Below are 26,787 nucleotides of genomic sequence, written 5' to 3' on the forward strand. Positions count from 1 at the left end.
TAAAAATCTATTTTTAGGTAACTTACCTGCCATAATCAGTACAAAAAAATGGATTTAAGCGTTGTAATGGCTGTTTATAATGGCGAAAAATATATCAAAGAAGCCATTGATAGTGTATTAAACCAAAGTTATACCGGCTTTGAATTCATCATTGTTAACGACGGCTCCAGCGATCGTACCCTAGCAATCATTCAATCATATAACGATCCCAGGATAAAAGTCATCAGCCATGAAAATGTGGGACATGCTAAGTCCCTGAACATAGGCATTAAGGCCGCAAGAGGCAAATATATTGCCCGTTTAGATGCAGACGACAGATGCCATCAAGAGCGATTTTCCACGCAAATGGATTTCCTTTGCAATCATCCAGATCTTGTTTTGCTTGGTACCAACGCCCATGTGATAGATGATGATGGAAATTTTCTTTACACCAGTAAACTACTGCAAACTATTGAAAAGGCGGAAATATTTGAAGACCAAAACCCCTTCATCAGCAGCAGTGTGGTTTTTAAGATGGAAACATACCTTAAATGTGGAGGCTATAATGAAGAGATCATTCATCATTTTGAAGATAAGTTGTTATGGGCCGAGATGTTTCAATACGGAAAATTGGCCAATTTGGACAAAGCGCTGGTAGACTACAGGCTAACTCCTTACAGTGCTTCTAACAAAACAAAAAAGCTATACCGTAAGCAAAAAGAAATAAGCAACCTTTATTTAAAGGGCAAAAGCCTCCAAAAAAACGAACTAGATCAATTCCTATCGCTAACAAAACTAAGCAAACGCCAAAAAAAATCGCTATACCACAATCGTATAGCGGGTATTTATCTTACCCGGCACCAAAACAAGAGATTGGCTTTTCAGCATTTGCTACAGTCTATTAAGGTACAACCTTTTAATTTAGGTGCCATAAAATTATTTCTTTATAGCTTCTTGATAAAGCGAGCTTCAAAAAACCAAAATATTCAATAAATTAGCAGATGGTATGCTATTTAAAAAATCCATTATGAGGCTCTTTCTTTGTTTTTTCCTGCTCCTATTATCCAACATTGTTTTTGGCCAAGGCACGTTTGGGAACGAATGGATTAAGGACGGGCAGAAATATCTAAGGATAAAAGTATCTGAAGATGGTGTGTACCGCATTTCATACAGCCAACTGTCTGGCGTAGGTTTTTTGGCCAACAATCCAAATCCTAAGAATTTCCAGATCTTTTATAGAGGTATTGAAATACCATTGTACATCGAGGGCGAAACCGATAACCTATTTGAAAACGGGGATTTTATTGAATTTAGCGGCAAAAGAAATGACGGAAAACTAGATCAAGCCCTGTACAATCCAAGTAATCAGCAACCAAACCCAGAAATTAGCCTTTTTACCGATGATGCTTATTATTTTTTAACCATAGGCACTGCAAATGGCAAAAGATACACCAACACCTCGCTTGCTGCAGGCAGTTTAACATCCGAATCATTTATTAGTTATACGGCATCTTTAAACCTTGCCCAAAACTATAATCCCGCGGCCCTGCTCATTGATCAGATGTCGCTGTCAGAATATCAGGCGGCAGAAGGCTACATGGGCAACATGTATGCCATTGGCACCACGCAAAGCTACAGCCTGGCAACGCCAAATGCCTACAGTACCGCCAGCCTTACCCCAACACTTTCCTATTATGTGGCCGGAAGGTCAAATGCAAACTCTACTGATCCGGCGGGCAATAATCACCATCTTAACGTAAGTATTGGCAATACCGTTTTGGGCGATGCCAAATTTAAAGGCTATGCTTTTACAACTGCTGTTGCCAACCTTACTTATAACCTCATTGGCAACACTACTAGCGTTAATTTTTCTTCTATCAACGATTTGGGTGCAGTTACCGACTATCAATCGGTAGCTTATGCCCGCATTACCTATGCCCGTGGATTAGATGGCACGGGAATTGGTTTTTTACCTTTTAAAATAGCCACCAACAACCCCGAAGCTTTACTTAATTTCAACAACGCCAATTGGAATGAGGCTTATATTTTAGACGAAGTTAACCAGTTCAGATATATCGGATCAAAATCCGGAGCCACCACAAGCTTTGTGGTAAAGAACACGGCAAGCGAGCTCGTACTATGCAACAACAACGGATATAAAACGCCCGTGGTTGAAAGCATAAGCATGAACCCGATAAAAGCGGCTTCAAACCAGGCAAAGCTTTTGATTATTACGCATAAAAATTTAATGGACGGAGCAAATGAGTATGCGGCATACAAAATATCAAAAGGCTTTAATACCGCCATAGTAACTACCGAGGATTTGTATAACCAGTTTTACTATGGGCAGCACCATCCTTTGGCCATCAAAAATTTTGTACGCTACCTCATGAGCGGCGCAACAATCAGGCCCGAATACTTATTGCTGCTGGGCAAAGGTTACGAATTGCCCAGGCTAAGGCTTGATGACGATCTGGTGCCAACCATGGGCTATCCTCCTTCCGATACCTATTTAACTTCCGAAATTGTGGACAATACCATGGCCCCAGCCTTAGCTACCGGCCGTGTGCCCGCCAAAACCAATGACGATGTACGTACTTATTTAAACAAATTGAAGCAGTATGACCAGCAAGACAATTTTATCTGGAGAAAAAACATCATCAACATTACAGGTGGCGCAAACAACTCGGAAGATATTTCTTTCTCGGGATACCTGAAGAATTTATCTGCCATAGCCGACAAAGAATACTTCGGGGCCAAAACAATCAACTATTATAAATCGGTAACCGATCCGGTAACCGATAACCTCATGGCCAAAATAAGCGGCAATATTAATGATGGGGTGAGCGTGTTAAATTTTTTGGGCCATGGAAGTACCACTACCACGGCAGTATCCATCGGAAATCCATCTTTTTTAAACAACAGCAATAAGTTACTATTGTATATCATTAATGGATGTAGTACGGGCAATGCTTTTGTAAATGGATCATTGGGCGAAGATTATATTTTCCAGAACAACAAAGGCGCTATTGCATGGTTTGGCGCCAGTAGCCAAGGCTTGGCCTCATACCTTTATAACTATACGCGTCTTTTCTACCAAAATGCGTTCAACACTAACTATGGAGGTTCAATTGCGCAAAATATGGCTAGGGCCGCCAGAGCCTACCAGCACCCTAGTGATACTTGGAACTGGGCACATTTAAGGCAGTACGTGCTGCTGGGCGATCCTACGGTTAGCCTTTATTCTCCTTCTTTACCAGACTATGAAATCAAAAATGAAGATATCGGGCTACAAGATCAAAATGTAACGGTTAACTCGCCAAGCATTAAATTATTCACCATCGTTAAAAACATTGGCAAATCTACCTCAAACAATATCCCTGTACTGGTAACCAGAACATTGCCTAACAATACCATTCATCGCTATCCTGTTTTTTCGTATGAAAAAGTGTTAAATACCGACACGGTAATTATAGAGCTGGATAACACACTGCCCAATGTTGCGGGCAACAATAAATTTACCATAGCCATTGATCCTGAAAATACCATTGAAGAACTCAGCAAAGCCAACAATACTGCCGAATTTAGCTACCTCATCAGATCTACGGGAATTACTTTAATATCACCCACGGAATTTGCCATCACCAATGAGGCAGCCCCTAGCCTAAAAATTCAAGCTAACGATATTTTCAGCAAAGAACAGCAGTATGTATTTGAGATTGATACGGTAAAAACCTTCAATAGCAATTGGAAAAAAACATCTCCCAACGTTAATGGCAATGCTTTTATCAGCTGGAAGCCTAGCGCACTTTTTGAAAGTGGAAAAGTTTATTACTGGAGGGCCAAGCAGGCAGACAACCAAAATAGCGATTGGCAAAGCAGCTCGTTCGCTTATATGAGCAATATTTCAAATGGCTGGAACCAGTCGCATTATCAGCAGTATGACGAAATCACTTTAAAAAACATTGTACTGAACAGCAATTCCAAACAACTTGAGTTTACAACCACCGCATTTCCGGTTTTGCTCAGAACCAAGGGCAACAATAGCACAAGCAATATAGAACGCCGCATGAGAATGAGTATTTCGGTAGGTGCAATTGCCTTCCATAATGCTGATTTTGAAGGACTGGGTATCGCAGCCGTGGATCCGGTTACGCCTTTTAACATGTATAGCTATCCTAGCGTGTATAATTTTAAAAACGATGGGGTGAATGGAACCGGACAGTTTTTATTCGACACCAACAATGCGGCAGACGTTGATGCGCTGAACGAATACTTGCAAAATATTCCCGACGGGTATTATGTAATGGGCTTTAGCGGAAGGAACTTTAACCCAAAAAGCTTACCCCAAACCACGCAAAACTTACTTGCTGGCTTAAATTTAAATAAAGCAAACACCATCAATAACGGCGAACCTTATGCCTTTTGGACACAAAAGGGCAACCACAAAAAGATAACCCCCTTAGAGCTCACCGCCGACTATAGCTCATCGGTTCCGGCAGACCAACAATCTATAGATTTCTCCTACGATTTGCGCTATCCTTGGGACAACGGCAGCTTAACGTCGGAAAAAATTGGCCCCGCCTCAAATTGGAGCGAAGCGATATTTGATTTTGACACACAAAGCTCCGACAACCTAACCTACAATGTGATTGGCATTAACCCCAGCGGAGCAGAAACAACGCTAAAATCCAACCTTACCACGCCCACAATTGCCTTAACCGACATTGCGGCTGATAGTTATCCTTTTTTAAGGATCAACGTTAATATTTCCGATACGCAAAACAAATCGGTACCGCACCTAAAAGGCTGGAGAGTGGTATATGATCCGTATGCCGACATTGCCTTTAATCCTGATATACAAAATACTTTCCATAGCAGTACGGTTAACCAGGGAGATTCGGTGAAACTAGCCATCGGCTATGTTAACCTGGAGAAACAAGTCTCGGATTCTGTTGTGGTGAAATACAAACTTACCAAAGCTGACAGGTCTGTGGTCAATGGATTGATCAAAACCAATAAACCACTGGCTTATAATGAAACCGATAAAGTGAATTTTTCGTTGTCCACTAAGGACATACCGGGCGCAAATACGCTTCAGTTATCGGTAAACTCCAAAGACAATAAAGACAAAAATGAACTAAACAACTATGCCATTTATAACTTTAATGTGGTTAAAGATGATAAAGAACCTGTAATTGATGTATTTTTTGACAACAAGCGCATTATCAACGGAGAGGTAGTTTCCCCAAATCCAAAAATCTCGATAAGTATTGCCGATGAGAACAAATTCCTGCTGCTGAACGACACCACCAACATTGAACTATACCTGAAAAAAGACGATGAGCAAGCTTACAGGAGAATTGCATTTAGCGATAACAAAGTAGTTGTACAAAATACAGGCACGGCCAGCAACAATAAAATTGATTTCCTTTACAGTCCCAACACCTTGGCCGATGGCAGGTATAACTTAAAACTACGTGGTAAAGATGCAAGTGGGAATTATAATACTTCAAATGATTATCTGGTAGATTTTGAAGTAATCAACGAACAGACCATTACCAACTTCCTGCCCTATCCAAATCCTTTCACCACTTCAATGAAGTTTGTTTTTCAGGTAACGGGGAAAGTGCCCGATAAAATAAAAGTGCAGATCATGACTGTAACAGGTAAAATTGTACGTGAGGTTTTCAAAAATGAATTGGGTACTATCAATATCGGCAATAACATCTCTGATTTTACCTGGGATGGCACCGATCAGTTTGGCGACAGGCTTGCCAACGGGGTATATTTCTACCATGTGATCCTCGAAAACAATGATCAATCTGATGTTAAGCATAGGGCAAACAGTACCGATGTTTTCTTCAAAAAGAACTTTGGCAAGATTTACTTGATGCGCTAGACCAAAAAAATGCAACACATCCTTTTAACCAGGTTTAATCTAAAAATAAATCCAGATGCAAATAACGAACAAAATATTGGACTAACCGAAGAATGGTTAGCGCACAGGTTTGAAATTTTTTATGAACTATGCCTCCCTTCGGTACTCAATCAGTCCAAAAAAAACTTTCTTTGGATAATTTTTTTCGATACACACACCCCAGAAATATTTAAAGAAAAGGCTCGGGCGTTGCCACAGCTTTCTGCGCAAATAAAAGTCATATTTATCGATGGATTTAAGGAGCTCAACGCATCACTGCCAGAGATCATCCGGCCTTTCATTGCCAGTTCTTTTGTAATTACAACCCGCCTAGATAATGATGATATTATACATCAGGATTTTTTGGAAACCATTGGCCAACTTGCCATCGCTAAAAACGATACCGTAATAGACCTCACCAGCGGGCATCAGCTTGAGCTATCTAGCCAACGAGCCATCATCCGAAAACATCAGGGTAATTTCAATCCGTTCATAAGCCTCGTTGAAACGGATGCCCAAGTTAAAACCGTACTTTCAAGAATGCACAATGATTGGAAAAATGCGGCCCAAATCATTTCTTACAACCAAAAACCACTGTGGATAGTGTATATACACGGAAAAAACTTGGCTAATCATAGCAAATGGTTTCTTTGGCTAAGCAATAGGGTTAATTTTTTGGACTATGGTATAAAAAAGTACGATTTTAAATACAGCCAAACTTTGGTTTACCTTTTTAACATTGCCGTAAGCCCTTTCAATTTGATGTATAAAATTTATAAGGCTTTTAAGAATTAGCCATTGCTTGCAGATAAAATGCCAAAAATTTGGAGCAAACCGATGGATAGGCGAAGTTTTCCTCAGCTGTTTTTCTGATCGACTCACCAGAGTAGTTCCTGGCATTATAGTACATGCTCAGCATTGCCTGCTGTAAAGCCTGTTCATCTCTGGCTTTTACAAGAATACCGATATTCTCGTCAACAATTTCGGCAATACCTCCTACTGAGGAACTGACGATGGGCAGCCCACAGCTCATGGCTTCCAAAATCACGCAGGGCTGGTTCTCAAAATTACTGAACATCACAAAAGCACTCGCTTGCTGATATTCGCTCACCAGGTCTTTCCCATATTTCTTTCCCACAAAAAAAACCTGTTGAGCTAAGCCCAAATCTGCTGCATATTTTTCCAAAATAGGTCTTTCTAAATCATCATCGCCCACTATGGTCAGTCTCAGTACTTTTCCTGGCAGGTTTGAAAGTACTTTTTTAAAAGCCCTTAACAAACCACTAATATTTTTAGCGGTATCGTTTATACCCGAAACGTGCAAAAAAGTAAAATCTTCTGTTGGTTGAGCGTTTGGCCTAAATAAAGCGGTATCTACCACATTTGGTATTACCTTAAAGTTTTGGTGTTTTAAATTGTGGCTTAACAACGCTGATTTCAAATTTTGAGACACCGTGGATATCCCTAAACTATTTTTCACGGCAAGTTTGGTCATCCATTTTCTAAAAACGCCCTTATAGCTGTTCCTTTCGGGCAAATATCGGGTCCAATGCTCGGTTATCACAAAAGGTGTTCGATAAAACAATCTTATAAACAAAGCTACCACCCCCATACGGGTTAATACATGCACGTGGTTTAAATCAGGCTTAAAGCGAGTGTTAACTTTGTAATATCCAATTACCGCCGCTACAGCAAAAAGCAAAAGGCTTATGGGCTTTAACCAGGCTCTAGAAAACTTGCGGTAATAAATGCGATAAACTAAAATTCCATCTTCCAATTCCTCCTCAAACGAATATAGGCTTTTCAAATATGGGTGGGCGCATACATGAAATACGGCCAAATTTACCTGTTGATTAATTGCCCTGGCGTGCTCTTTGACAAAAAGCCCACTTACTTTGCTAAACTTGTTTGGGTACCAAGCCGGAAAAAAAATCACATTTAGTTTTCTCTCCCTGCTCATTTGCCCAAAATATTTTTCAACTGGTTTTTTATTTCCCCAAACAACCGTAAAAATATCGCTCTACGCCTATTATAGTTCACTAAATAATATGGTGTTAACTTGGCATTAAACGAGTATTTAAAATTGGCTACACCTTTATCATTGGCCCCTACCATATCAACAAGCTCTATTTTATTATTGGCGCACCAATTGTACATTTCATAATTTAAAAACGGCAATACCGTGGAATTACTTACATTCATGGAAATTGTAGACAAACTGCTTGCCTCCTTATCTATAAGTGCAATACGTGTAACTTGCCGTTCACCCTGCTTATATATTCGAAATGCTTTTAAATATCCCTTTTTTGATAATTGGGTGAACAGGGTTTTATAGTTTGGATACATGCTTTTTGCGAGCCCATGGGCAAAACAGGTTTCTAAATTTAAATCCACGTCTTCATCATTGGCATCAGCAATCTCTAATGTCAAACCAACTCTCTGCTGTGCTACTTTTTTTAAAATCTTGGCAGAAAATCCATCCGTTGATTTTCTAAAATAGGTGTACCTATTCATTACATGAAAGCCCCCCCAGATAAATGGTCTTAAATCTGTAATTTCAGGAGGAAGCCTTAACCACATTTTCTTGTGCTTAATTTTTAATGTTCTTACCAGATCTCCAAAAATTTCGAGATATACCCTATCGCCAATATTCTTGTCAAAAAAAATAGAATTATAGGTAAAGCCGTAAGGCACTACAATTTTCGCATCCTTTGAGAACAAAGCGGCAGCAAACAGTAAATTATTGCCCTTTAAAAAAACATAGTAGCTTATTTCGTATCCAAAAGATTGTTTGACGATATTAAGATATTTAGGATCAAAATAGATACTGTGATATTTACCGGCAAAAGCTTGCTCCCATTTTGATTCATCTACCAGGTTAATCATACCATTAGCTCCTAACTATTTTCTTGGCCACTTCTTTCAGTTTGCTCTTTAAGCCAACCAAAACGTTTGCGCTATGATTATACTCCACTTCAAAAAAGCGCTCTAATTCAGGTTCAAACTTATGCTTAAACCTGGCAATGGATTTCATATTTGCGCCGTAAAGGTCTACTTGTTTGATCCCCTGCTTTTTTAATTGGGAAAACGCATAATCATACAGATAAGCGGCAGCACCAGATTGGGCCAAATCTATTTTACCGATAAGCGGGAAATAGGCTTTTTGTTCATGTTTATCTATTAAAACAATGATGGATGACAGGAGGCCGCCATCGGCATATATATTATAGGTAGCAACCAGTTCCTTTTGCTGTAGTATTTCAAAGTAGGCAATTGTTTTAGAAATAAAAGAGGCCGAAAAAAGAAAGGCCTTCAAGTCTCCCCGATGTTTTGACCAAACCAATTTGTCATCTGTTTGGGTGCCGAAAGTATAATTGTGCTTTTTAGCTAAAATTCGTTTGAGGTTTTGGTGATAGGGCCTTTCATCCAATGTTTTGATATAGGTATGCTTTAACTGATAAGTAAATCCGGCCCATTCAAAGGGCCTTACATCATGAACAGATAGGGGCAACCTGAAATGTATTTGGGAATATCTTTTTTTCAGTTCGTTCATTAAAAACTCCCATACCATAATTTTACGCCAGGAGGCGGAGCTTTCCTTTTCCCATACAAACTGGAAATAATAATGATTGGGGCAAACAATCCGGCCTTTATCTTCAAAAAAGGTTATCAACAGGTAAGGTTTGCTATCGGCATAAACACCAACCAGTTTCTTGCCAACGCCATAGGCCTGTTCAAAGCTCTCCAAATAACTTAGGTTGCCAAAAACAGACCGATTAGCAATATCAGCAAGCACCTCAGACCATTCATTTGCGGTTAACGCTTTATATTCAAACTCCATATTGTGATAACGAAGATAAAAATATAAAAAAAGCGATGGAAATTACTTCCACCGCCCTACAAATCAATATTAAACTTAAAACTAATTGCTTATGGTATAACTAATCGGCATGTTGTATCTTACCCTAACTGGCAAATTATTCTGCATGCCTGCTTTCCAGCGTGGCGATTTCTTGATTACCCTTATGGCCTCATCATCACAACCGTAACCAATGCCCCTAACCACCTTCACATCGGTAATGGTACCGTCTTTCTCAACTACAAAGCTCAGGAACACTTTTCCTTGTATCCCTTCGTCCTGAGCCATACTTGGATAGCGCAGGTTTTTTTGAATGTATTTAGACCAGCCTTCCATTCCCCCCGGGAATTCAGGATAAACATCTACACCCGAGGCCTCAATAATTTCATTGCCATTGCCTCCCGTACCAGCACCAGAGCCCAAGCCGGCTGGCACTGCCGGCACGTCGGCATTTATTTTCCCTGCCGCACCATCTTGCGTAGTACTGGCAATTACTGCGCTATTAATTTCATCAGAAGTTGGCGGTTGCAGGGTAACCAGATTATCCCGCACGACCTTGATGTTATCAGTGAGCCTTACCGTTTTCACCTTAGGAGCAGCCACCTTTGGCGTTTCTGGAACTGTTTGATGCTCCTCTTGTTTTGGCTGTTCCCGCTGTTGAAGATGATGAATGACCTTATCCACCTCCAAAACCTTATCTACCGGACCAACCACTGCCTTATCTTCCTTAAATGCCGAAGCAATGGAAGGGCCAACAAACGCCGCCACAAACAAAGGTGCGGCAATAAAAAATGCCTTTAACAAAGTGCTGGAAGATTGGCGCCTTAATTCATAAGCGCCGTAATTCTGGTTCCTGTTGGCAAATACGAGAGCAAGCCACTCGCTTCCGTACAAATTTGAAGTTTTATTGAACATCGCTAATCGGTTTTTCAACTATGATGTTAGTTATACCAAAAATCCATACGCAAGTGCAAAAATTATTTTCTTAGGATCTGACCCCGTTTAAATAACCATATCAATGGCAGGTGGTTTTTAGGGGTGCCCAACATTAACCTTGCGGCCAAAATAGCTTTTTGTTTCAAGGCACTTTCCCCGAAGGAAATTTAAACAGTTTGCCGGGCCAAATCTGCAAACAGCAAAAAACATGGCCTGCGAACCAAATGCCAACAAAACACATAAAAAAGACAAAAACGCACACAAAAAATCAATTTTTATCAAAAAAAATATTTTTTTTCACGTTTTTTCATAAAAAATTAACCAAAAACCACAAAATATTTTATTTTTGAATAAAAATTCAAATAAATAAATGAAAAGCTTAAGAACCATAGCACTAAAAGAAGCACAAACCAGAGAAATACCTGAAATAAAAGCACCATCAACCAAAATTTCAGAATTCTACGGCTCGAATGTTTTCGACAAAAAGAAGATGAAAGAATATCTTTCTAAAGATGTTTTTGAAAAACTAATTTCATCGATTAACCAAGGCGAATTAATTAACCATGACGATGCAAACCAGATTGCTACGGCCATGAAAGCTTGGGCAATGAGCAAAGGTGCAACCCATTATACGCACTGGTTCCAACCGCTAACGGGTACAACTGCCGAAAAACATGATTCGTTTTTTGAACCTAGTGGCGATGGCGCCATCGAGAAATTTGCAGGCAGCGCTTTGGTTCAACAAGAGCCTGATGCTTCAAGTTTCCCTAATGGCGGTATCCGTAACACTTTCGAAGCTCGCGGTTATACAGCATGGGATCCTTCTTCACCAGCTTTCATTATGGAAAACTCTGCGGGCAAAACCCTTTGTATTCCAACCGTTTTTGTTGCCTACACCGGCGAAGCGCTAGATTACAAAGCTCCTTTATTGAAAGCCCTATCAGCTATTGATAAAGCAGCCGTTGAAGTTTGCCAATATTTCGATAAAGGCGTATCTAAAGTAAATGCTTCTTTAGGTATCGAGCAAGAATATTTCCTGGTAGATTTAGCTTTGTTCAACGCCCGTCCAGATTTAGTATTAACTGGCCGTGCATTATTTGGGCACATGTCTGCTAAAGGACAACAATTAGAAGACCACTATTTTGGGTCTATCCCTGAGCGTGTATTTGCCTATATGGTCGATTTCGAGAACGAAGCCATCAAATTAGGCATTCCTTTAAAAACCCGCCACAACGAGGTAGCTCCTTCGCAATTTGAGTGCGCTCCTATTTACGAAGAAATTAACCTGGCTATTGACCACAACCAATTGTTGATGGACTTGATGGAGAAAGTTGCCCGTCGCCACAACTTTAAAGTGTTGCTGCACGAAAAACCTTATGCAGGTATCAACGGTTCGGGCAAGCACAACAACTGGTCGTTAATTACCGATACCGGCAAAAACTTATTGGCACCTGGCAAAACACCTAAAAACAACCTGATGTTCTTAACCTTCTTTGTGAACACCATCAGAGCAGTTTATGAGCATGCCGATCTATTGAGAGCTAGCATTGCTTCGGTAAGCAACGACCACCGTTTAGGCGCCAACGAAGCTCCTCCGGCAATCATCTCGATCTTCCTTGGACAGCAGCTGGACGAGATCCTGGACGAAATCGAACACTCACGTTTAAGCAAAAAACTGAAAGAAGACAACTCACTATGGTTAGGCATCCCTAAAATCCCTCAGATTTTATTGGACAACACCGATCGTAACCGTACATCACCGTTTGCGTTCACCGGCAACAAGTTTGAGTTAAGAGCGGTAGGTTCTTCTGCCAACTCCTCTGCGCCTATGACCGTGTTAAATGCCATTGTTGCCGACCAATTAACTAAATTCAAAATAGACGTTGATAAACTGATCAAAAAAGGCGACAAAAAAGACGTTGCCTTGATGACCGTAATCAAACGCTACATCAAGGAATCTAAAGCGATCCGTTTTGAAGGTAACGGCTACAGCGACGAGTGGGCGCAAGAAGCAGAAAAACGTGGCTTATCCAACATCAAAACTACACCTAAGGCGCTTGATGCTTATGTAAGTGAAAAAACCACTGAACTTTTTGCCAAAACCAACGTGTTCAGCAAACGCGAGCTACATGCCCGTCACGAAATTTTGTTAGAGAACTTCTACAAAAAACTTCAAATTGAGGCCCGTGTGTTTGGCGATGTAACCAACAGCCAAGTTATCCCTGCGGTAATCGCCTACCAAAATTCATTGATCGAAAACGCCAAAGGATTAAAGGAACTTGGTTTAAGCAAAGAGGTGATCGCTACGCCGTTGGCCATCATCGACAAAATCTCCAGCCACCTATCTATCGTTAAAACCAGCGTAGACCAAATGTTGGAAGACCGCAAGCAAGTAAACAAAATCGAAGACACCCGCGAAAAGGCAATCGGCTACGATGAGAAAGTAAAATCTCACTTCGATACCATCCGCTACCATGTTGACAAACTTGAGCAGATTGTTGACGACAGCGTATGGCCATTGCCTAAGTTCAGAGAATTATTGTTCTTAAAATAAGCAGCAAATTTTCTTTTTATAATAGAGGTGCAGAGTTCAACTTTGCACCTTTTTTGTTTTGTATCGATCGATTTCTCGCCATGCTGACCACGAAGTAGCTGCGAAGCAAATTTATTTCAGCATCAGTTTAATAAAACATAATTTTAGAAAAGCAAGAACTAGCTTTCAAACAAAGTCAGTCCCGCTTTCCGCTACAATCTTTTTCTCCTAAGCCAAACCTTATGGATTGCCTGCGCTCTTTACCCAAAAAACCCATAAGGTTTTATCCACCAGCTAAAAAAGTATTTCCACTACAATTGGGTTTATTATACAACCAGCTATGCAACTATCCGTGGTTAACCTGCAAAAGCGTTAATCAACTAAACGGGATTGAAGTGGTAATCCTTTTTGTTTTACTTGTCATCCTGAACATTAAAGGATCACTTCATTTGGGTATTCCTAGTTCCTCCGAATGACAAGAAGTCCAAACAAAAAGATTAAAACGTAAAGCCCGACTAACGATAAAAACGAACACTGAAACTGCTTTTCTAAATAAATTTATACCACTATTTCTTTGCGCTTTCAGCTTTATGCTTTCGGCTTAAAAAGCTATCTTTGCAGCAATTATGAGCGACAATAGGTACAACCAGCGTGGCGTATCGGCATCTAAGGAAGATGTACACGCAGCCATCAAGAATATCGATAAAGGCATATTCCCCAAAGCATTCTGCAAAATCATTCCTGACATCCTGGGGAACGACGAAAATTATTGCAACATTATGCATGCCGATGGCGCTGGCACCAAATCGTCCTTGGCTTATACCTACTGGAAAGAAACCGGCGACATTTCTGTTTGGAAAGGCATTGCGCAAGATGCCATCATCATGAACATCGACGATTTGATTTGCGTGGGCGCTACCGACCAGATCCTTTTGTCATCAACCATTGGCCGTAACAAAAACCTGGTACCGGGCGAAGTGATTGCCGCAATTATTAACGGCACCGAAGAAATTTTGGCCGAACTGAGAAATTTAGGCATTTCGATTTACTCCACTGGCGGTGAAACTGCCGATGTAGGCGATCTGGTACGAACCATTATCGTAGATTCTACGGTTACCTGCCGCATGAAACGCGACGAGGTTATCAGCAACGACAACATCAAGGCAGGCAATGTAGTAGTAGGCTTGGCTTCTTACGGCAAAGCTAATTACGAAAGTGAATACAATGGCGGCATGGGTTCCAATGGACTAACTTCTGCCCGTCACGATGTTTTTGAAAAATCTATCGCCACTAAATATCCTGAAAGTTTTGACCCCGGCGTACCTTTTGATTTAGTATTTTCTGGTGGAAAGCAGTTAACCGATTTGGTTCAAATTAGCGATACTGAAAGTGTAACCGCTGGAAAATTGGTGTTATCCCCTACCCGTACCTACGCACCGGTAATCAAACAAATATTAGACAAATATCGCAAGCAAATTGATGGCATTGTGCATTGCAGTGGTGGTGCGCAAACCAAAGTGCTTCATTTTGTGAATGACGATGTGCATGTGATCAAGGACAACCTATTCCCTATTCCGCCGCTTTTTAAATTGATCCAGGAGCAATCTGGCACTGATTGGAAAGAAATGTACAAGGTGTTTAACATGGGGCACCGTATGGAGCTTTATGTACCTGCCGAAATTGCCGACGACATTATTGCCATCTCCAAAAGCTTTAACATTGAGGCACAGGTTATTGGCCGGGTTGAGAGCAGCCAACAAAAACAGGTTACGATCAAAAGCGAATTTGGCGAGTTTGTTTATAACTAGGCCCTTAAACTTGCCATTCAGAGTGTAACGAAGGATCCTTTAATGATTAGATTCTGTGGTATGGTGATAACACCAACCACAGGTTAAATTAGCATTGCTAGCAAAAACCCTACCTGCTTCCGTCATCTCGACCGCAGCGGAGAGATCTTTGAACGATGTTTATACACGCAGCATCTTTTTCTATGGTATGGTGATAACACCAACCACAGGTTAAAACTTTTCGTATTACCGTCATGCTGAATTCATTTCAGCACCTTTTTTTTAACTTTAAAGGCCCTGAAATAAATGACCTTCGGTGAGCTCGTTAAGGCTCGGTTTATCCACAGCTTTCCGCTTCGCTACAGGTCAGGGTGACGCTGTTTACCTAAGCTAACCCAACTTCTTCTTAAATAAATCAATGGTACGTTGCCAAGCCAATTTAGCGGCAGCTTCATTATACCTCGTTGGCGAAGTATCGTTATTAAAGGCGTGGTTTACACCCTGGTAGACATATGACTGGTAATTGATGTTGTTGGTTTTTAATGCCTGCTCATAAGCAGGAATACCTGCATTAATACGCTCATCCAAACCACCATAATGCAACAGCAAATTGGCTTTGATACTTGGCACTTCTTCTGCTTTAACTTGAGAGCCATAATAGGCTACCGCTGCATTTAACAGCGGATCGTTTACCGCTAGCTTATTGGCCATACCACCGCCCCAACAAAAACCTACGCAGCCTGTCTTGCCGTTTCCTAGTGGATGTGCTCTTAAAAAGGCCAAGGCTTTTAAATAATTCTGTAAGTTCTTTTCTGGATCTAGTTTACCAATCAACTCCCTTCCCTTGTTTTCATCTTCGGGTGTACCGCCAAATGCCTTTAGGGCATCAACACCTAGGGCTAAAAACCCAGCTTTTGCAACACGTTTGGTCACGTCTTTAATATGCGGCGTTAAACCTCTGTTTTCGTGAATAACCACCACGGCCCCAAGTTTCTTTTTATTTCCCTTTGGCATGGCAAAAAGCCCGCCCATATCGCCATCGGCACCGGGAAAGGTTATTTCTTCGCTAAACACCTCGTCATCATTCACGGTGGCCGCCGCAGCGTAATTGCTCTCCAGAGATGGCAATATGGCTAAGGCCAAGGCCGTACTGCCTGTTAAAATAGCCAGCTTTTTCATAAATTCTTTACGGCTAATGTGGCTATGGGTGTACGAATCGTACAAATTGATGACCTTCTGATCCATGATACCGGGTTTAAGTAGGATGCAATTTAACCAATCCATCAAATACCACCAAGCTTAACCTATAGATTTCTGCTTTGTACGGTGTATTTTACAAGATAACACTATGCTCTTGTATATCATCGCAACCACCCTAACCGTAATTTTGTAAAACAAAAAAATCCCCAAGCTTTCGCTTGGGGATTTTATCATTCGGGAATAAAATGTTCTAGTTGAATGCGTATCTAGCTCCAATTTGGATTTGATATCTAGAAGCAAAGTTAGTATTATTTCTGAATGTAGAATTACTTAAATTCGTATTCACAGTGTATTTAGGCTTGTTAGTAGCCGCATCTCTTCCTTGGTACACCAACGGAGTATTTAAAGAAGGAATTTTAGTTATACCCCAGTTTTTATTTAATAAGTTACCGAAGTTAATAATATCCATGCTTAATTGGAATCTGTTACCATTTTCTTTTCCAAAGATGGTTCTGATTTCCTGCATAATTCTAACATCAAAACGGTTAGCCCAAGGATATTCAGCACCGTTCCTCTCTGCGTATTGACCTCTTCTAGTTCTTAAATACTCATCTTGGTTGATGTAACTGTTCAACTTATCCCATTGTGCCTGTATACTTTGAGGATTAGAGCCTGTAATAGCCTGCAATTGAATATCATTGATATCCTTTGGCACATACATCAGGTCATTTGAGTTACCATCAGCATTTACGTCACCAGACACTTGATAAGAAAATCTCGTATTACCAAAACCGTCACCATAAGGAGCACCTTCGTATACTACACCAATTGAAGTTGGAGAGTTAGGAATTAGTTTAACATTGAAATTAACTGAGGCGATAATTCTATTCCTTACCACAAAACTGCTGTAAGCTAAAAATGGCTTATTAGGATCACCAATTACTGGGTTTCCAGAAAAGGCAGAGTTAGCTTGAGAACCCGGATTTGAGGTAATATCCCTTGCATCACTTCTTGTATATGCCACCATTACATTAGCGATATCTCCAAAACGTTTTTGAAGCTGAGCTGTAACGTTGTAAGCATATCCCAATGAAGTGTTATCCAACACAATTGCATTAGTTATATTCGCATTAACTCTATTAGGTCCCGCATTTGAATTTGGACCAGTACTCACACCGGGAAAATAAGGACGAGTGTCACCTGTGCCTGAATAATTACCAGCAGGATTAACCAAGTTGGCATTTCTGTGGTATATCTCATTAATCGAATTGGTGTACATTCCCTCTACCGTAGCTAAGATACCACCTGGAAGTTTGTAATCAATAGCTAAGCTCGATCTCCAAATTTGAGGTAATTTAAAATCAGGAGAAGTAAGGTTAATGGCAAATGTTGAAGGCACGTTTACATTCGATGGAATGTATGCCGAAGGATTAGGATTAAATGGACGATTGGTTGGATTTGTCAAGAAATCTTGTCCGAACATTAACCCTGTGTTACCCGCTTGGTTGGTAAGCCAAACCCCTGTAGAAGCGCCAGTGAAAATACCTGTACCACCTCGTACTATAAAGTTGCCATTTTTCAACACATCCCAGTTAACTCCGATACGCGGCGAGAACAATAATTGAGATTTGGGCAATTTACCTACATCTAGTTTCTCCCCATCTCTAAAGCTCATTGCAGTAACCAGTGGATTTGAAGGGATATCGCCCGTGTAAATTGGCACATCCATCCTTACACCATAAGACAATTTGAAGTTTGGCTTCACATACCATTCATCTTGAGCATAAAAAGCTAAAGGCATTTGGCTGAAAGTTGCGTATGGTGTAGGATCGTTAGGATTTGCCGAATAAGTAAGCTGATATTGCAAAGGAATAATTGAAGTATTACCGTTAGCAGCAGCTATAAAATCTGAAAGACTTCTGTACCTGAACTGGCCACTAAAGAACTGCGCAAACGCATTGGCAAATTTTTGGTAGCCAACAGAACCACCTAATGTAATGGTGTGGTTACCTGCAAAAATATTGAAGTTCTCGTTTAAGGTATAAATATCTTGATTTAACCTATTTAAACCACTGAAAGGTTCAGAACCTAAGGAAATATAGTTCCCATTCGCACCATCCTCAATATCTACTAACGGGAATGCACCACCGTTTTGCTCTCTGTAATCTCTAAATCCTGAGTACACCAATTGAAGGTTGTTTGCAAATTTGTTTCCAAATCTCGAGTTTAACTCAGCAGTAATAGAGTTTAAGTTATTGTATTGTTTATAACGCAGGTTAGAGAAAATCATCGAGGTTGGGCTCGGTCCCCTGCCGCTTCTAGAACCTGAACCACTAGGAGCTTTGTCTTCAAATGAGTTAAGATAGTTATATCTTATCGTCAGCTTTTGAGAGTTACTAATATTCCAGTCTAATCTCGCAGTTAAGTTATCAGCCTCTCTTAAATTGCTGTAGTTATCAATTTCTCCAGCATCGTAACCAAATCTAGAAGCAACTAAATTCTTTACGGTTAACATATCACTATAGGTTACTCTTGAAACACCACTACCAGTAGTTCCTCTATTTACCTGAATAGTAGAGAAAGGTGATGCTCTTCTGCTCAACTCTCCATTTACAAAAAAGAATAATTTATTTTTAATGATCGGGCCGCCTAACCTAAAGCCATATTGTTTGTTTGTGAAAGACGAACCTGCATCTTTAGGCACGGTAAAATCACCTACTTCGTAACCTTGCATGTTTTGGTTTTTGTAGTAAGTATATATTGCACCGGAAAACTTATTAGTTCCCGACTTTGTTACAGCATTCACGCCGGCTCCGGTGAAACCACTCTGCTTTACGTCATAAGGGGCTAAGTTAATTTGCAATTCATCCAACGCTTCTAAGGTAAACGGTTGGGCTCCTGTTTGTCCTCCAGGTAATGCCGATAAACCAAAAACGTTATTCATTTGAGCCCCGTCTAATGTCAAAGAATTAAACAATGCATTTCTACCTGCAAATGAGAAACCATCACCAGCTGAGCTAGATTGCGGTGTCAATCTGGTCAAATCAGTTAAACTTCTTGATATAGCTGGAAGTTCTTCAATTTGTTTTCTAGAAATTGAAGTTGCCGAGCCCATTTTCGACTTGTTTCCAGAAACAGAACCGGTAATCACTACATCCTTAAGTGTGTTAACATTATCATCTAATTGAACATTTAGCACTGTAGCATCACCTAATTTCAAATAAATCCCTTCAATAGTTTTAGTTTGGAAGCCAACAAAGCTAATTTCTACTTTATAAGGACCTCCTACTCTAGCATTCGGGATATTAAACCTACCGTCATTATTGGTAGTAGTTGTATAAACCGTACCAGTTGGAGTATGCGTTGCTTTAATTCCCGCACCTGGTAGTGATTCTTTCGAATCCCTAATTGTACCGGTCATTGATGAAGTAGTTACCTGTGCGTTCACTGAACCCACAAAACCAACCACCACAAGAATAATCGCTACAACTTTTAATAGTAAAGATTTTTTCATGCTCTTTCTAATGAATTTTTAATTGTTTTGTTAAGATATGTTAAAAATACCGCTACAAATCTAGGGAATAATATTCTGTATAGATGTATTCCTAATATGAATAAATTGTTAAGTCTGCCAAAACTTTTCCACACTTAACATAGCTTAGGTACTACGTAAAGTGGTATCCCATAACAGATTAAATGATAAATTAATAATATTTTAAAGCCAAGTTTGCCAATCTTTCATTAAGGCTATTCATTTATTACAATAACCTTACGGCTGCATGGCATGGTTTAATCAACATTTTTTTTAATTTTGGCAGCAAATTATTACGTTAATTTCCTTTTAAAAAGAATATGAACTACGATTTAATTGTTATAGGTAGCGGTCCGGGCGGATATGTTACTGCCATCAGAGCTTCTCAATTAGGTTTCAAAACCGCCATTGTAGAACGCGAATCATTGGGTGGAATTTGCCTTAACTGGGGCTGTATCCCAACCAAAGCCTTATTAAAAAGTGCACAAGTTTTCGAATATATCAACCACGCCGCTGATTACGGCATTACCACCGCTGAGGCCAAGGCTGATTTCGAAGCAGTGGTGAAACGTAGCCGTGGCGTTGCCGATGGCATGAGCAAAGGCGTTCAGTTCTTGATGAAAAAGAACAAGATTGACGTAATTATGGGCACTGGAAAAGTAAAGCCAGGCAACAAAGTAGAAGTTAAAGGCGCTGATGGTTCGCAAAAAGAACTTAGCGCTAAAAATATCGTGATTGCTACAGGCGCACGCTCAAGAGAGTTACCTAACTTAAAGCAAGACGGCAAAAAGATAATCGGCTACCGTCAGGCAATGGTATTGCCGCAACTACCAAAATCAATGGTAGTAGTAGGCTCTGGTGCCATCGGCGTGGAGTTTGCTTATTTCTATGCAACCATGGGCACTAAAGTAACCATCGTTGAATTTATGGAAAACATTGTGCCGGTAGAAGACGAGGACGTATCCAAACAATTGTTGCGCAGCTTAAAGAAAACAGGCATCGAGATCATGACCTCTTCAAGTGTTGAATCGGTTGACACTAGCGGCGAAGGCTGTAAAGTACAGGTTAAAACGGCCAACGGTATGCAAACCATCGAGTGTGATATCGTACTTTCGGCAGCAGGCGTAGTGGCCAACATCGAAAACATCGGTTTGGAAGAAGTAGGCATCAAAACCGATAAAGGTAAAATTGTAGTTGACGAGTATTACAACACTTCCGTAAAAGGATATTACGCCATTGGCGATGTGGTACCAGGCCAAGCCTTGGCCCACGTAGCTTCTGCAGAAGGTATCCTTTGCGTGGAGAAACTAGCTGGAATGCACGTTGAACCATTGGATTACAACAATATCCCAGGTTGTACTTACTGCTCACCTGAAATTGCTTCAGTAGGTTATACTGAAAAAGCAGCTAAAGCGGCTGGATATGAATTGAAAATTGGTAAATTCCCTTTCTCGGCTTCAGGCAAGGCAAGTGCTGCGGGTGCAAAAGACGGTTTCGTTAAGTTAATTTTTGATGCTAAATATGGTGAATTGTTAGGTGCTCACATGATTGGCGCTAACGTAACCGAAATGATTGCCGAAATTGTAGTGGCTCGTAAATTGGAAACTACCGGGCACGAAATGATCAAATCTGTTCACCCGCACCCTACCATGAGCGAGGCCATTATGGAAGCTGCTGCAGATGCTTACGGAGAAGTAATCCACTTGTAAGAGCTGAGTTCGATTATTATATAGTTAATTTACACTCGTTTAGATACATCGCTGATGCTGAAATAAATTTATTTCAGCATCAGCGATCAAAGCCTGATTGCCAGTGAGTTTTCAATATAACTTGAGCTTGTAAGCTAAAGGCATTCCAATAAAACATAGCCCTATCGACTAAAATCGATAGGGCTTTTTGTTTATTTTAGGTCAGTTTGTTTGCAAACATTAACCTCCAAACCATAAACCTTATACCTTTACGTCATGAAACTCTACACTATAAATACAGGAAATTTTAAATTGGATGGCGGTGCTATGTTTGGCGTAGTCCCAAAATCTATTTGGCAAAAAACCAATCCGGCCGACCAGAACAATATGTGCTCATGGGCCATGAGATGCTTGCTGATTGAAGATGGCGGCAGGTTGATCTTGGTTGACAATGGCCTGGGCAATAAACAGGATGAAAAATTTTTTGGGCACTACTATTTGCATGGTGATGATACGTTAGACAAATCTTTAGCGGCCCATGGCTTTCATAGAAATGATATCACTGATGTTTTTTTAACGCACCTACATTTCGACCACTGCGGCGGCTCTATCGAAAGGGAAGGTGAAAAGCTGGTTCCCGCTTTTAAAAACGCAATATACTGGAGCAACCAACAACACTGGGATTGGGCGGTAAATCCTAATGCCAGGGAAAAAGCTTCTTTCCTAAAAGAAAACATTTTACCCATTCAGGACAGTGGACAATTAAATTTCATCCCTACACAGAACAACGTCCATTTCCACGACGGAATCAATATCCGCTTTGCATACGGCCATACTGATGCCATGATGCTACCGCAGCTACAGTACAAAGACAAGACAATTGTTTACATGGCCGATCTTTTGCCTTCTACCGGACATATCCCACTGCCCTACGTGATGTCGTACGATATGTTCCCACTGCAAACTTTGAAGGAAAAACAGGCATTTTTAGAAGAAGCCGCCGCCAACAACTACATTCTGTATCTGGAGCACGACCCTATTAGCGAATGCTGCACGGTACAACAAACGGAAAAAGGAGTGCGGCTAAAGGAAACCTTCCCACTGAAAGATATTTTATAAACAATAGCCAAACGCTCTTGTTAACTTTTCATGAAAAAACTTTTCGTTTATCTCACTGCTGCAACCATACTTGCCTTTGGCTGCAATGGGGTAGAATTTAGCCCTAACCAGAAATTTAGGGATGGCACACCGCAAAATGTCAACAATACCGAAATAGCCAAACTACAGCAGCAAACGCCTGGACCAAGAATCAGGGTTGCCATATCGAGCGATACGCAACGCATGTACAAAGAGGCCCAACTATTTGTAGACCAAATAAACGCCAGGAACGACATCGATTTTGTGATTTTAAATGGCGACATTTCTGACTTTGGGCAATTGCTGGAGTTTGAAGGTATATACAGCATCTATTCAAAATTAAAAGTACCATTCATATCCATTGTAGGCAACCATGATTTGGTAGCTAACGGCCCCCACATTTTCAGGAGGATGTTTGGCGAGTTTAATTTTACTTTTAACTATGGCACCATAAAGTTCGTGTGCTTCGATTCAAACAGCCGTGAATATAATTTCAATGGTGCTGTTCCCGACATCGCATGGCTAAAGGCCAATTTTAAGCTTGATCCTGGCACTTCAAACATCATTGCTTTTTCACATGTCCCGCCCAATGATGCCGATTTTGATCCTAACCTTAGGCCTATATACGAACAACTGGCCAATAGTACCCCGGGCTTTTTAGCTTCGTTTCATGCCCACCAACATCAGCCTGACAAAACATACAAACCTTACAACAACAGTGTACCTTTTATCATTACCAACGCCGTACTTAAAAGAGCCTACACGATCCTAGATATTTCCAATGGACAAATTGAGACCACTCCTGTTAATTTTTAGCATTTTTCTTGCACCATCTTTAAGCTTAGGCCAAAGCAAAATACTGAAAGCGCTAACCCCCGATTATATTAATTTACAATACGGCGGCAGCATAGGATATGCAAGTGGTGGCGTAGGCTATCATTTTTTTGGGGAAAAGACTTCCTTAAGCTTTAATTATGGTTTTGTTCCTGCCAGCAAGGGCGGGCCACTGAATATCCTAACCCCTAAATTTGATTATAAACCTTTTAACGTACGGTTTGGGGAAAACGTGGAGTGGAAACCCCTTAATCCCGGATTGTTTATTTCTTATACTTTAGGCCGTAATTTTGATAAAAAATTTGATCCTGACCAATACCCAGATGGCTATTATTGGTGGTCTACGGCCTTAAAAGTGCATTTAGGCTTTAGTACCGAAGTGAAAATTTTGGGCAGCCAGAAATCTGCCATCAAAGCGGTAAGCCTTTATGCCGAAACAAATACGAATGATCTTTACCTCATCAGTTGGTACGAAAATCGTACGACTACTCCCATTAGCAGGATATTTTTTATGGGATACGGTGTCCGGCTGTATCTCAAATAACCCATCGCTAACAATGGTGTAGCGATTTTTGCACAGGCCTGTCATGAACTATTTGGCCAGCAGTCCTAGCAACTGCCATCTCAATGTCCATTTATCAAATTAAAATTGAAAAATTCAAAATCAAAATAGCTATATAATAATTAAATAACAATACATTTTAATTGATATTCGATAAAAATATACCATAAATTAATAAACTATTAAAACTGACATAAACTCAACTTGGAATGATTTTTGTAGTAAAGAATTCGTTCAAAAATACATGACAAAACATAACATTTTCAGTAATTTAACTTTCAGATATGCTTAAAAAAACACTATTTTTGCAGCACTGAAAAACAAAACGAGGATCAATACACATAGATGAGACAACTCAAAATAACCCAATCCATTACCAACCGCGAAAGTCAATCGTTAGATAAATACTTGCATGAGATTGGAAAAGTAGATTTAATTACCGCAGAAGAAGAAGTAATTTTAGCCCGTAAGATTCGTGAGGGAGATCAAGCCGCTCTTGAAAGACTAACCAAAACCAACCTTCGTTTTGTGGTTTCGGTAGCCAAACAATATCAAAATCAAGGTTTAACACTTGGCGACCTAATCAACGAAGGAAACCTAGGTTTAATTAAGGCTGCAAAACGCTTTGACGAAACCAAAGGCTTTAAGTTCATTTCCTATGCCGTTTGGTGGATTCGTCAGTCAATTTTGCAAGCCATTGCTGAGCAAAGCCGTATTGTACGTTTGCCTTTAAACCAAGTAGGTTCATTAAGCAAAATTAGCAAGGCTTTTTCTAAACTAGAGCAGGAATATGAGCGTGAGCCTTCTCCAGAAGAACTGGCAGATATTTTAGAAACTACAGTTGATAAGATTTCAGATACTTTAAGCAACTCTGGCCGCCACGTTTCCATGGATGCGCCATTTGTACAAGGTGAAGAAAATACCCTACTTGACGTACTGGAAAACCATGAGCCTAATACCGACAGCAATCTGATCAACGAGTCGCTTTCGGAAGAGATTAAACGTTCCCTCTCTACACTTACCGAAAGAGAACGCGAAATTATCGTATTATTCTTCGGTTTAAGTACTAATCACCCACTTTCGCTAGAAGAAATTGGAGAGAAATTTAACTTAACCCGTGAGCGTGTACGTCAAATCAAAGACAAGGCTCTACAACGTTTACGCCACACTTCAAGAAGCAAAATCTTGAAATCGTACCTGGGTTAAAAAGCCCACATAGTGTACTTTTAACACACTAAAAAGCAGTATTTTACAAGAAAATAATAACAGAAAAGATTGGGAGAGTACCCAATCTTTTTTACTTTTGCGGCATTTCTAACCAAAATAATTTCTTGTATGTCTAATAAATATCAATCGGAGTTTCAAAACTGGATTGAAAAAGAAAAAAAAGCACTTGAATTAATTAAGTGCGTAGGCCACCTATGGTTTGATAGATCTATCGAACTGGTACTTTTCCGCAAGCCTTTGTTTGATGTTGGCAGTAGCGAAATCCTTGCCTACCATCAGTACGCCAAAGAAATTAGCGGGAAAGATATTTCTATTTACGAAACCCTGGAACTTGCCAATACCATCGCAAAATCTAGCATTGCCCCTTCACGTATTGATATTGGCAGATTAGCTTCTGAATGGCTTGATGAAAGCAATACACAATCGTCTATGCATGACTTTATCATCAGCAAATTGGGCAACCATATTGGCAAAGACAAAATCAGCTTAAAACCAAAAGATGTTATTTTATATGGTTTTGGACGTATCGGGCGTATTGCGGCCAGAGAGCTCATTGTGCAGGCCGGCAAAGGTGAACAACTGCGTTTAAGAGCCATTGTTACCCGTAGTTACAGTGATGAGGAGCTTACTAAACGTGCAGAACTGCTGCGTACCGACTCAATACACGGCCCATTTAGTGGAACTATTGTAGAAGACCACGAAAACAAAGCTTTGATTGTAAACGGACAAACCATTTACCTTATTGAAGTAAAAAACCCAGAGGATGCCGATTACACGCCATATGATATCAACGATGCTTTGGTGATTGATAATACAGGCGTATACCGCGACAGAGAAGGCTTAGGTAGGCACTTAAAAGCTAAGGGCGTAAGCAAGGTTTTACTGACGGCTCCGGCCAAAGGCGATATTCCCAATATCGTAACCGGTATCAACGATGCTGATTTTAATTTTAACGAAGAAACGATTTTCTCCAATGCCTCTTGTACCACCAACGCCATTATCCCGGTTTTGAAAATAGTAGCCGATAGTTTTGGAATAGAAAAAGGTCATATTGAAACGGTTCACTCGTACACCAACGACCAAAACCTGCTAGATAATTACCATAAAAAATACCGTAGGGGCCGCTCAGCAGCCTTAAACCTGGTAATTACGGAAACTGGCGCAGATAAAGCAGTGGCCAAAGTGCTTCCTGAGCTTGCTGGAAAACTGACTGGAAATGCCGTTCGTGTTCCCACTCCCAACGTTTCATTGGCCATTTTAAATCTTTCGTTAAACCAAGAAGTAAGTAAAAACGACGTGGAACAGGTACTGAAACAGGCTTCCCTTTTTGGAGACCTTTCTGAGCAACTGGAATATTCCGTTTCCAATGAACTGGTGAGCACTGATTTGATTGGCAACAGCCATGCCTCTATTGTGGACGGTCCGGCTACGATCATTTCAAAAGATGGTAAATCAATAGTCCTTTACGCATGGTATGATAACGAATACGGTTATACCCGGCAAGTAATCCGCTTGGCCAAAAAAATTGCTGGCGTAGTTAGGCTTACTTATTATTAGTCACTAACCAAACAAACTACTATATTGTGGCGCATT

The 26,787-nt window shown here is 40.4% G+C and carries 17 protein-coding genes; 11 read left to right on the plus strand and 6 right to left on the minus strand.

What is annotated here, in order from left to right:
* The first annotated feature begins 48 nt into the window (after window positions 1-48).
* Genes DUT71_RS09245 through DUT71_RS09255 form a run of 3 tightly spaced genes read left to right on the plus strand, consistent with a single transcriptional unit; the run spans window position 49 to window position 6,694 of the window.
* Window positions 49-972, plus strand: a complete 924-nt coding sequence (locus tag DUT71_RS09245) for a glycosyltransferase family 2 protein (protein ID WP_113662255.1) — start codon at window positions 49-51, stop codon at window positions 970-972.
* 34 nt (window positions 973-1,006) lie between these two features.
* Complete coding sequence (gene porU2, locus DUT71_RS09250) at window positions 1,007-5,881, plus strand: putative type IX secretion system sortase PorU2 (protein ID WP_162796003.1); 4,875 nt, start codon at window positions 1,007-1,009, stop codon at window positions 5,879-5,881.
* 9 nt (window positions 5,882-5,890) lie between these two features.
* The gene (locus DUT71_RS09255) at window positions 5,891-6,694 is read left to right on the plus strand and encodes a glycosyltransferase (RefSeq protein WP_113662257.1); all 804 of its coding nucleotides are present in this window, start codon (window positions 5,891-5,893) and stop codon (window positions 6,692-6,694) included.
* Here DUT71_RS09255 and DUT71_RS09260 read toward each other — a convergent pair.
* From DUT71_RS09260 to DUT71_RS09275, 4 genes are all read right to left on the minus strand, one after another.
* Window positions 6,684-7,859: a glycosyltransferase gene (locus DUT71_RS09260; protein ID WP_113662258.1), complete on the minus strand. Its 1,176-nt coding sequence runs from the start codon at window positions 7,857-7,859 to the stop codon at window positions 6,684-6,686. The two genes, DUT71_RS09255 and DUT71_RS09260, sit on opposite strands and share 11 nt — an antisense overlap.
* On the minus strand, window positions 7,856-8,785 hold the full coding sequence (locus tag DUT71_RS09265) for a hypothetical protein (protein WP_113662259.1): 930 nt from the start codon (window positions 8,783-8,785) through the stop codon (window positions 7,856-7,858). Before DUT71_RS09265 ends, DUT71_RS09260 begins: the two co-directional genes overlap by 4 nt.
* A 4-nt stretch (window positions 8,786-8,789) precedes the next feature.
* Window positions 8,790-9,740 carry a hypothetical protein gene (locus DUT71_RS09270; protein WP_113662260.1) on the minus strand — a complete coding sequence of 317 codons (951 nt, stop codon included), beginning with the start codon at window positions 9,738-9,740 and terminating at the stop codon, window positions 8,790-8,792.
* An 81-nt stretch (window positions 9,741-9,821) separates the two neighbouring features.
* Window positions 9,822-10,673, minus strand: a complete 852-nt coding sequence (locus DUT71_RS09275; RefSeq protein ID WP_113662261.1) for an energy transducer TonB — start codon at window positions 10,671-10,673, stop codon at window positions 9,822-9,824.
* A gap of 391 nt (window positions 10,674-11,064) precedes the next feature.
* Between DUT71_RS09275 and DUT71_RS09285 the strand changes: the two genes are divergently transcribed.
* Window positions 11,065-13,248, plus strand: a complete 2,184-nt coding sequence (locus tag DUT71_RS09285) for a glutamine synthetase III family protein (RefSeq protein WP_113662263.1) — start codon at window positions 11,065-11,067, stop codon at window positions 13,246-13,248.
* A 605-nt stretch (window positions 13,249-13,853) separates the two neighbouring features.
* On the plus strand, window positions 13,854-15,035 hold the full coding sequence (locus DUT71_RS09295) for an AIR synthase related protein (protein WP_113662265.1): 1,182 nt from the start codon (window positions 13,854-13,856) through the stop codon (window positions 15,033-15,035).
* A gap of 369 nt (window positions 15,036-15,404) precedes the next feature.
* On the opposite strand, the gene DUT71_RS09300 is transcribed toward DUT71_RS09295, so the two are convergent.
* Together DUT71_RS09300 and DUT71_RS09305 are read right to left on the minus strand one after the other, a co-directional pair.
* On the minus strand, window positions 15,405-16,259 hold the full coding sequence (locus DUT71_RS09300) for a dienelactone hydrolase family protein (protein ID WP_113662266.1): 855 nt from the start codon (window positions 16,257-16,259) through the stop codon (window positions 15,405-15,407).
* Between the two features lie 205 nt (window positions 16,260-16,464).
* The gene (locus tag DUT71_RS09305; protein ID WP_113662267.1) at window positions 16,465-19,728 is read right to left on the minus strand and encodes a TonB-dependent receptor; all 3,264 of its coding nucleotides are present in this window, start codon (window positions 19,726-19,728) and stop codon (window positions 16,465-16,467) included.
* 338 nt (window positions 19,729-20,066) lie between these two features.
* Here DUT71_RS09305 and lpdA point away from each other — a divergent pair, with 338 nt between their 5' ends.
* From lpdA to DUT71_RS09335, 6 genes are all read left to right on the plus strand, one after another.
* The gene (lpdA, locus tag DUT71_RS09310; protein ID WP_113662268.1) at window positions 20,067-21,455 is read left to right on the plus strand and encodes a dihydrolipoyl dehydrogenase; all 1,389 of its coding nucleotides are present in this window, start codon (window positions 20,067-20,069) and stop codon (window positions 21,453-21,455) included.
* 255 nt (window positions 21,456-21,710) lie between these two features.
* A complete protein-coding gene (locus tag DUT71_RS09315; protein WP_113662269.1) occupies window positions 21,711-22,553 on the plus strand; it encodes an MBL fold metallo-hydrolase in 843 nt (280 codons plus the stop codon).
* 30 nt (window positions 22,554-22,583) lie between these two features.
* Window positions 22,584-23,387: a metallophosphoesterase family protein gene (locus tag DUT71_RS09320; protein WP_113662270.1), complete on the plus strand. Its 804-nt coding sequence runs from the start codon at window positions 22,584-22,586 to the stop codon at window positions 23,385-23,387.
* Window positions 23,353-23,949 carry a hypothetical protein gene (locus DUT71_RS09325; protein WP_113662271.1) on the plus strand — a complete coding sequence of 199 codons (597 nt, stop codon included), beginning with the start codon at window positions 23,353-23,355 and terminating at the stop codon, window positions 23,947-23,949. The genes DUT71_RS09320 and DUT71_RS09325 overlap by 35 nt, the downstream gene beginning before the upstream one ends.
* Before the next feature lie 363 nt (window positions 23,950-24,312).
* Window positions 24,313-25,173: a sigma-70 family RNA polymerase sigma factor gene (locus DUT71_RS09330; protein WP_055130013.1), complete on the plus strand. Its 861-nt coding sequence runs from the start codon at window positions 24,313-24,315 to the stop codon at window positions 25,171-25,173.
* A gap of 129 nt (window positions 25,174-25,302) precedes the next feature.
* A complete protein-coding gene (locus tag DUT71_RS09335; protein WP_113662272.1) occupies window positions 25,303-26,751 on the plus strand; it encodes a glyceraldehyde-3-phosphate dehydrogenase in 1,449 nt (482 codons plus the stop codon).
* The last annotated feature ends 36 nt before the right edge of the window (window positions 26,752-26,787 follow it).

It is taken from the genome of Pedobacter nanyangensis (assembly GCF_003313505.1).
Classification (GTDB): Bacteria; Bacteroidota; Bacteroidia; order Sphingobacteriales; family Sphingobacteriaceae; genus Pedobacter; species Pedobacter nanyangensis.

Coding starts and splice junctions, on each gene's coding strand:
- DUT71_RS09245 (WP_113662255.1), top strand. CDS start 49: ATGGATTTAAGCGTTGTAATGGCTGTTTATAATGGCGAAAAATATATC.
- porU2 (WP_162796003.1), top strand. CDS start 1,007: ATGAGGCTCTTTCTTTGTTTTTTCCTGCTCCTATTATCCAACATTGTT.
- DUT71_RS09255 (WP_113662257.1), top strand. CDS start 5,891: ATGCAACACATCCTTTTAACCAGGTTTAATCTAAAAATAAATCCAGAT.
- DUT71_RS09260 (WP_113662258.1), bottom strand. CDS start 7,859: ATGAGCAGGGAGAGAAAACTAAATGTGATTTTTTTTCCGGCTTGGTAC.
- DUT71_RS09265 (WP_113662259.1), bottom strand. CDS start 8,785: ATGATTAACCTGGTAGATGAATCAAAATGGGAGCAAGCTTTTGCCGGT.
- DUT71_RS09270 (WP_113662260.1), bottom strand. CDS start 9,740: ATGGAGTTTGAATATAAAGCGTTAACCGCAAATGAATGGTCTGAGGTG.
- DUT71_RS09275 (WP_113662261.1), bottom strand. CDS start 10,673: ATGTTCAATAAAACTTCAAATTTGTACGGAAGCGAGTGGCTTGCTCTC.
- DUT71_RS09285 (WP_113662263.1), top strand. CDS start 11,065: ATGAAAAGCTTAAGAACCATAGCACTAAAAGAAGCACAAACCAGAGAA.
- DUT71_RS09295 (WP_113662265.1), top strand. CDS start 13,854: ATGAGCGACAATAGGTACAACCAGCGTGGCGTATCGGCATCTAAGGAA.
- DUT71_RS09300 (WP_113662266.1), bottom strand. CDS start 16,259: ATGGATCAGAAGGTCATCAATTTGTACGATTCGTACACCCATAGCCAC.
- DUT71_RS09305 (WP_113662267.1), bottom strand. CDS start 19,728: ATGAAAAAATCTTTACTATTAAAAGTTGTAGCGATTATTCTTGTGGTG.
- lpdA (WP_113662268.1), top strand. CDS start 20,067: ATGAACTACGATTTAATTGTTATAGGTAGCGGTCCGGGCGGATATGTT.
- DUT71_RS09315 (WP_113662269.1), top strand. CDS start 21,711: ATGAAACTCTACACTATAAATACAGGAAATTTTAAATTGGATGGCGGT.
- DUT71_RS09320 (WP_113662270.1), top strand. CDS start 22,584: ATGAAAAAACTTTTCGTTTATCTCACTGCTGCAACCATACTTGCCTTT.
- DUT71_RS09325 (WP_113662271.1), top strand. CDS start 23,353: ATGGACAAATTGAGACCACTCCTGTTAATTTTTAGCATTTTTCTTGCA.
- DUT71_RS09330 (WP_055130013.1), top strand. CDS start 24,313: ATGAGACAACTCAAAATAACCCAATCCATTACCAACCGCGAAAGTCAA.
- DUT71_RS09335 (WP_113662272.1), top strand. CDS start 25,303: ATGTCTAATAAATATCAATCGGAGTTTCAAAACTGGATTGAAAAAGAA.